We start from the raw sequence: 287 nt of genomic DNA on the forward strand, positions 1-287 counted from the left end.
TTCGACAAATATCGGTTACGTTTGGTTTGCGCTTCCGTCAGCGGACGGTTGCGGTGGGCTTTGCGCATAATGCCGTCTAACAACTGATGCTCTTCCAGATGTTGCCGGTTTTCCGCGCTGTCATAGCCTTTGTCGGCATAGACGGTCGTGCCTTCGGCTATACTTTCCAACAAAGGCGACAGGTGTTTGCACTCATGGGTATTGGCGGGAGTGATGTGCAATTTCTCGATATATAGTGGATTAAATTTAAACCAGTACGGCGTTGCCTCGCCTTGCCGTACTAATTG

At 49.8% G+C, this 287-nt stretch carries 1 protein-coding gene; it reads right to left on the bottom strand.

The genetic code is table 11. The features are described 5' to 3' along the window. The coding region (locus tag ACTHSQ_RS11210) for a transposase (RefSeq protein ID WP_440372019.1) at positions 1-287 on the bottom strand (287 nt) is incomplete at both ends.

Source organism: Neisseria sp. P0009.S008 (assembly GCF_051958615.1).
GTDB lineage: Bacteria > Pseudomonadota > Gammaproteobacteria > Burkholderiales > Neisseriaceae > Neisseria > Neisseria subflava.